Annotated in this window: 7 protein-coding genes and 3 pseudogenes; 1 reads left to right on the plus strand and 9 read right to left on the minus strand. The window is 35.1% G+C overall.

Annotation, left to right across the window (positions count from 1 at the left end):
- The first annotated feature begins 150 nt into the window (after positions 1–150).
- Positions 151–570 (plus strand): GNAT family N-acetyltransferase, encoded by a 420-nt coding sequence (locus KPL38_RS17455; RefSeq protein ID WP_216290418.1) that lies wholly within the window; start codon positions 151–153, stop codon positions 568–570.
- Positions 571–853: 283 nt separating this feature from the next.
- Here KPL38_RS17455 and KPL38_RS19840 read toward each other — a convergent pair whose 3' ends face one another.
- The 9 genes and pseudogenes from KPL38_RS19840 to KPL38_RS17490 all read right to left on the minus strand — a co-directional run bounded on the left by KPL38_RS19840 (position 854) and on the right by KPL38_RS17490 (position 6,742).
- On the minus strand, positions 854–1,255 hold the full coding sequence (locus KPL38_RS19840) for a hypothetical protein (protein ID WP_246578025.1): 402 nt from the start codon (positions 1,253–1,255) through the stop codon (positions 854–856).
- A gap of 5 nt (positions 1,256–1,260) precedes the next feature.
- A complete protein-coding gene (locus KPL38_RS19845; RefSeq protein WP_246578026.1) occupies positions 1,261–1,443 on the minus strand; it encodes a hypothetical protein in 183 nt (60 codons plus the stop codon).
- A gap of 78 nt (positions 1,444–1,521) precedes the next feature.
- Positions 1,522–1,929: an aldo/keto reductase gene (locus KPL38_RS19850; protein ID WP_246578027.1), complete on the minus strand. Its 408-nt coding sequence runs from the start codon at positions 1,927–1,929 to the stop codon at positions 1,522–1,524.
- A 48-nt stretch (positions 1,930–1,977) separates the two neighbouring features.
- Positions 1,978–2,394: pseudogene (locus KPL38_RS17465) on the minus strand (cupin domain-containing protein).
- Between the two features lie 88 nt (positions 2,395–2,482).
- Complete coding sequence (locus KPL38_RS17470) at positions 2,483–3,244, minus strand: carboxymuconolactone decarboxylase family protein (RefSeq protein ID WP_216290419.1); 762 nt, start codon at positions 3,242–3,244, stop codon at positions 2,483–2,485.
- Positions 3,245–3,258: 14 nt separating this feature from the next.
- Positions 3,259–3,837: pseudogene (locus KPL38_RS17475) on the minus strand (aldo/keto reductase); the annotation flags it as partial.
- A gap of 99 nt (positions 3,838–3,936) precedes the next feature.
- Positions 3,937–4,857: pseudogene (locus KPL38_RS17480) on the minus strand (oxidoreductase); the annotation flags it as partial.
- Positions 4,858–5,006: 149 nt separating this feature from the next.
- Positions 5,007–5,483, minus strand: coding sequence for a flavodoxin family protein (locus KPL38_RS17485; RefSeq protein ID WP_216290420.1), 477 nt, complete (start codon positions 5,481–5,483; stop codon positions 5,007–5,009).
- A gap of 86 nt (positions 5,484–5,569) precedes the next feature.
- Positions 5,570–6,742, minus strand: coding sequence for an iron-containing alcohol dehydrogenase (locus tag KPL38_RS17490; protein WP_216290421.1), 1,173 nt, complete (start codon positions 6,740–6,742; stop codon positions 5,570–5,572).
- Between the last annotated feature and the right edge of the window lie 142 nt (positions 6,743–6,884).

Raw genomic sequence — 6,884 nt, forward strand, 5'->3', positions numbered from 1 at the left:
TCTTCAGAATAGCCAATTTTACTCACCATGTTTTATTGCTCCTCTCGTAAAGCCTATACAGTATAGTATACTATATTTCTCTCTACGACAACTATCTTAACACATAGGGATAGTCATATGCATAAAATTGACTAATGTGAGGTGAAATAGATGAAAAATGAAACAATAATCAGAGCTATGGAAGAATCGGATTTAGAACACGTCCTTTCATTGAGGAATATAGATTCTAATTCTGTAGTTTCAAAAACGTTTTATAAAAAAGAGGTTTTAATAAACTACTTAAGAAGGAATCCTAAAGTTAGTTCAGTAGCGTGTACATTAGAAGGAAATATGATTGGTTTTCTATTATGTGGGCATGATGGAATGCTAGGTTTTATTTACAATATTACTGTTCATAATGAATATGGAATGAGACAAATTAGCAAAATGATGGTAAATCGTTCATTATCAGAATTAAAAAAAGTTGGGATTAATAAAGGTTTTGTATTTACCAAAAATAGCACCTTTGATTTGGAAGAATTTTGGAACTCCATTGGATGGACAGTAATTCCAGATAAAACATCCAAATAAAGCATATAATTAAATCATGTATATTCATTAATATTGATCCTCTTCTACTAAATTAATTATAATTATATACCAAAATATGAATTATCATCAAAAAAATCTCCGTACTCTATATTTTATAGAGTACGGAGATTCTAATTCTGCTACAAGTTCTTATTTTACTTATCCCAAGACAAAACGCCTGTCACTTCTGCCTTTTCATAATTGTCTACTTTCCAAATAGTTTAACAGCCTGTTTCATTTTATTAATAATATCCACACCAAATGGACAGTTTTTTGTGCATGCTCAACATTCTATGCACTCACTTGCGTGGTGCTCTAATAATTCATAATGATTTTTTAATGTTTCAGGAACATTTTCTTGAATTAATGATAAATCTAAATATTTATTTACTAATGCAATATCTATTTTTTTTGAGCATGCGGCACAATGCCCACAATACATACAATGTCCGCTAAATGAACTTCTTGGCGCATTTGCAATAACTTCACTATAATCTTTTTCTTTATTGCTAGAAGTCGCATATGCGGTTGCTGCAAGTACTTGAGAACTATTATCTACTCCCACCATTACTGAAGCAACTGCCGGTCTGTTTAAACAATAATGTAAACATTGTACCGGGGTCAGTGCTTTTTCAAAAGGCGATTCTTTGCCATTTAGTAACACTCCAGCAGCATATCCTTTCATAACAGTTAAAGCAACACCCGCATTCTCACAAGTTTGGTATAGCCTATCCCGTTTTGGATGAATACCTTCATAAGTCCTGTTTTTAAAAGTATTTTTTTCAAAAAAATGTTTACATCTTCACTTGCTGGTAACATATCATAAGCAGCATTGATACTAAATAAAATCACATCAACTATTCCCGTTTCCACTGCTCTAAGAGCAATATCTGTATTGTGTGTTGATATTCCTATAGACTTAATTATCCCTTTCTCTTTTAATTCTTTCGCCTATTTAATTATTTCTCCATTAAAAACATCATCAAAATCCTTTTGATCATCAACATAATGAATCATTCCTACATCCACATAGTCAAGCTTCATTCTAGTTAAAAAGTCTTCATATGCATTGACAACTTCATTTAAATTTCTGGTACGTCTATATTGTCCTTTATCCCAGCTAGAACATAGATGTCCTTCAATAACAAAACTATTTCGAGGTAACTTACTTAACGCTTTGCCCACATTACTTCGGACCTGCGGATTTGAATTGTATATATTAAAAAAATTAATACCTTCATTTATTGCACAATCGATAATCACTTCGCAATCTTCATAACTTTTTTTCTCAAATCCCTCACCACCAATACCGATGGCACTCACTTTAATTCCTGTTCTTCCTAAGATTCTATATTCCATATTATGTACCTCCAAATAATTGTTTGGTTGTAAAGATGTTTGTTTTACTTATTTTAGCTTACCATACACTTCATCGGTAATTGCTTCTAACCATTCATTAGATGAACCTTCTGCAGGTACTTCCACTGCTAAGTGTGAAAAAGTACTGTCTTTTGCTGCTCCATGCCAATGTTTTACTTCAGGTAGAATGTTAACAACATCTCTTGGATGTAACTCCTGTGGCTCTTTTCCCCACTGCTGATACCATCCTCTTCCCTCTGTTACAAGAAGAATTTAACCACCTTTATGATGAATATGCCAATTATTACGGCATGTTGGTTCAAATGTTACATTCCCAATTGGTACACCAGTAGTCGTAAGCATATTTAAATATGCCTGTCCAATGAAATATTTGGAAAACATCTCTGGAAGTGCCTCTCCTTTTGGAAAAATTGTATTGTTATTTAATTCCTTTTTATCACTCATATTATATAACCTCCTTTTATAATAAAATTCACAATATAATAGCTATATTACTTAGAGTTAACTTCAAGTCAAGTATTAGTTTCAGCTTTTATTTATCTATCTGAGTAGCTGCATTATTTATGCAACTAAGTGCATTAAGACTTCTTGGGTAACCTATAAACGGTAGACATTGTGAAATAATCTTAATTAAAAACTGCTTATCATTACCTAGTTTCATATTGGCTACCGCATGACTTGTAAGTTGTGACTCACAACCACCCTGGGCAGATAAGAAGCAAAAAGTAATCATTTCGCGCTGCTTCTTATCAAGACCGCTTCGCGTATAATAATCACCAAAGCAATTATCAGCTAACCAATGATTAATATGTCGTGATTCTTCCGGTCCTGACTTATAGAATTCTTTCATTCCATCTCCAAAACTATCAACCTGTGCCTGAATTCCTCTTTCTAAACGATTTTCAGTTGTAGTGTTTACCTGTCCCTTAAGTGGTAACTTAATACCCCTTTCTGTTAGTACATCATTAGTGCCATTAAGAAATGGAAATACCCTTCCAATTCCAAGGTAAGCTACGGCCTGATATACAATTTCTTTCATTTCTACTGGTGTTACTCCAAAATTAAGTGCGGCAGGCACCATTTCTTTAAACTCATCAATCCCTTGGCATCCAATTAAGGTCGCAATAATTGCCATCATTCTAGTATGGTCCTCTAAGTCATCCTGATTTACAACCTCATCAAATGCAAAGTTATCAAATCGTTCAACAAATTCTGGATCTGTTTCTAATAACTTTGATGCAATGCCTGGAAACATCCTTTCATGATACTCTTTTGAAAAGTCCGTAATTGCCATTTAAAATCGCTCCTTTATTTTTTACCTAAACCTGTTAAATACTCTACAGTTTGTGGATCATAATGAGAAAAGAATGCACTCTCTCCTTTATCTAACTTAGCAATCATATCCATATCATCTTTTGATAATTCAAAATCAAATACATCCAAATTCTGAATCATTCTTTCCTTACTTACTGATTTTGGAATTACAACTACATCTCTTTGAATCTGATATCTTAAAACAACCTGTGCAATAGATTTATTATATTTATCACCAACTGCTTTCAATGTTACATTCGTAAATATATCATTTTTTCCTTCAGCAAAAGGTGCCCAAGCTTCAAACTGTACTCCGTATTTCTTCATAATTTCATTTGCTTTTACCTGTTGGTTAAATGGATGTGTCTCTACCTGATTAATTGCAGGAACAACTTCGTTAAACTGGGTTAGATCAATTAATCTGTCCGGATAGAAATTACTAACCCCTATAGCTTTGATTTTGCCTTCTTTATATAAATCTTCCATAGCACGATATGTTCCATAATAATCACTGAAAGGTTGATGAATTAATAATAAATCCAAATAATCTAGTTGCATTTTTTTCAGTGCTTTAAATTGTGCAGGACATTTCTCTCCATCTATAAACCATTGACAGTTACGACATTCAAAGCATGGTCTGTAATTACTGTCCTTTAATGACCTTTCGATAAATCTGGCATCAGCTAAAAATGACTTCGCATATGCCACGAAATCGCAGTAATTGCTTTCAATCAGCACGTTGCCTCTAGCCAGTGTCTTAATGTTATTTACGCAAATAACAGGAATTTTTACATGTTTTTTGACATAGCCACCAGTATAAACTACCTCATTATACTTAAAATCGGATGGAAGTTTTAGCTTTCTTTCTCGTGGTATACCTATAGACACATGCAACATATCAATTCCTATCTCTTCCAGTTTTTGCGCAGTCTGTACGTCTATGTCTAAACTACCGCCCCAGCCCATCCGGTATGATACTATGAAACTATCTCCAGCGAAGCTCTTAATTCCCTCCGTGATTTCCTTCACTAAAGTCAGCCTTCCGGTCAAATCGCCGCCATAACTATCTTGACGCTTATTGGACTCAGAAGATGCCATCATGTTCAGAAAAAAGGAATGTGCTCCATGCAGTTCAATTCCATCAAGGCCGGCATTTTTGCAGATTTCTGCCCCCCTGATAAACTCATCTCTGATTTTAATTAAATTTTTTTTAGTCAACTTATTAATATCTCTGGAATTGTCGTCATAAAAACCGAAACCAGGAAGAGCAAGCTGTGCAAAAAAAACAGTTCCGTTCTTATGGTAAGCTTCGGCTATTTTACTCAGATATTCGACATGCTTATCGGAGTAAGCGCCAGCTCCGCCTGATGTACCACCAGCCTTACTTGATGTATTACATTCAGCCGATACGTAAAGTGCTTGACTGATGATTAACCCAATTTTTTTATCGGCTCTGCCCAAATAGTCATGCATAAGTTTTTCACCCATGATTCCCTCATAGCTTGGAAAACCAAATCGTACAACAGGAGCCATAACTATCCTGTTACTAAATGATACATTTTTTACTTGAAATGGTTTAAAAATATTTGGCATATAATCACTCTCATATAAGATAATTAACGAAAAAAAGAGGACTTATCATAAGAAATTTACCTCCAGAGAAAAAGAAAGGATATAAGACCTATGCTAAAATGATTACTGGCATATCTTTTCTTCCTTCTCTTACTATTGATTTTTATTTATTATAAAGATTTTCCTAAGATATATGCTTGATTCGGAAAATTCGTCTGTTCAATCACTTCCCTAACTGGACACCCTGTTGCAAATAACTTTCCTGCATCATTCCAATTCATAAAACTAAGTATAGATTCATAATTTTTCTCCAATGCCTTCATTGTCCAATCGTCTGCACCATAGGAAGTAGCCAAAAGCATTGATTTTTTGTTACCTACCAATTTTGCATTGTAAGCATGGAAACGATCGATAACTGCTTTTATCTGTGCTGACATTCCATAATAATATAGCGGCGTTACGAATACTATCATATCTGCTTCTATCAACTTTTCGTACCATGTGTTCATAGCATCCTTTCGTACACACTGACCATCATGACTTGCGCAATACTCACATGCCAAACATGGTTTTACCTCTTCCGGCGTATGATACTGACCATTCAGCTTGGCAGTCAACTTTAATGCTTTCTGAGAAAGGTCTATCATCACCTGGTGTAATTCCGAACCGCCCTCAACTGCTTCACCTCTATTTAAGTGTGCTAATAAATCATTGATATCCATTTGTATCCTCCTTATCGATAAGAATTTCTTAGAACATCTACAACATCCTTATGCGTCATTTTACATGGATTTGCTGTAAACAGAAAGCCGTTAGTTTCGCGAGCATTGGTCGCCATTTTATCAAACTCATCAGGCGAGATACCATAATCGCTCATTTTGAGTTCCGCTACACCACAGGCTTTTTGCAAGTCCATAAGAACAGTGATGAAATCCTCCGGCTTATTAGCTTCTTTGATTCCCATTGCCTTTGCCATCGCGATAAATCTCTTATCACAAGCATGCTTTTCAATAAAGAATTCATAGAACGCTCTTGAAATCATAATAAGTCCTGCACCGTGAGGCAAATCCTGATGATATGCACTCATTGCATGTTCAATAGAATGCTCAGCAGTAGTAACGCTCACAGTCATAACTACACCCGAAAGGGTACTAGCAAATGCCATGTGTTCTCTTGCCTCCATATTGCTACCGTCTTTTACCGCACGTGGAAGATATTTAGCTGCATTTTCAATAGCAGTCAGTGCATACATGTCACTCATTAGGCTTGCAAATTTCGAAATATAACTTTCTGTAGAATGGAAAAGTGCGTCAAATCCTTGATAAGCAGTAAATTTAGATGGAACTGTCTTCATAAGTTCAGGATCGATTATAGAAATCAACGGGAATAAACGATCATCACCACCAAAGCCAATTTTTTCATTGGTTTCATCATTTGTGATAACACCCCACTGGTCTGCTTCTGAACCTGTTCCTGCTGTTGTAGTAATACAAATCACCCCAAGTGGGTCATTTTCAAGCGCTTTGCCCTTTCCAGTACCCCCGGAAATATAATCCCAGATATCTCCATCATTTGTTGCCATTGCTGCTATTACTTTTGAGGCATCAATAATACTGCCACCACCAAGAGCAACAATAAAATCACATCCGTTATCTCTTGCTGTTTTTGCTCCGGCTATAACCGTGGACTTCAAAAGATTTGTCTGCACTTTATCAAAAACAACGCTTTCAACTCCTGCTATTGTGAGTTCCTCAATAGTTCGATCAAGGGAACCATTTTCTTTAGTAGATTTTCCGTTTGAAATAACTACCATTGCCTTTTTGCCAGGTAGTTTCTGCTCATGCAATTCGCTAAGCCTTCCACATCCGAAAATAAATCTTGTTGGTGCATACATATTAAAGCTCATTTTTAATTCCTCCATTTGTTTAAAATATTATTTAGATCAATTGCAATAACAAGTTGAACCAATTTGTATTTATGACTTAAATCGTTGAATTTACTTATGCTGCATAAATTATATCTAATTGTGCTTCGAATAGATCTTCAGG

Source organism: Clostridium psychrophilum (assembly GCF_018861705.1).
GTDB lineage: Bacteria > Bacillota > Clostridia > Clostridiales > Clostridiaceae > Clostridium_AD > Clostridium_AD psychrophilum.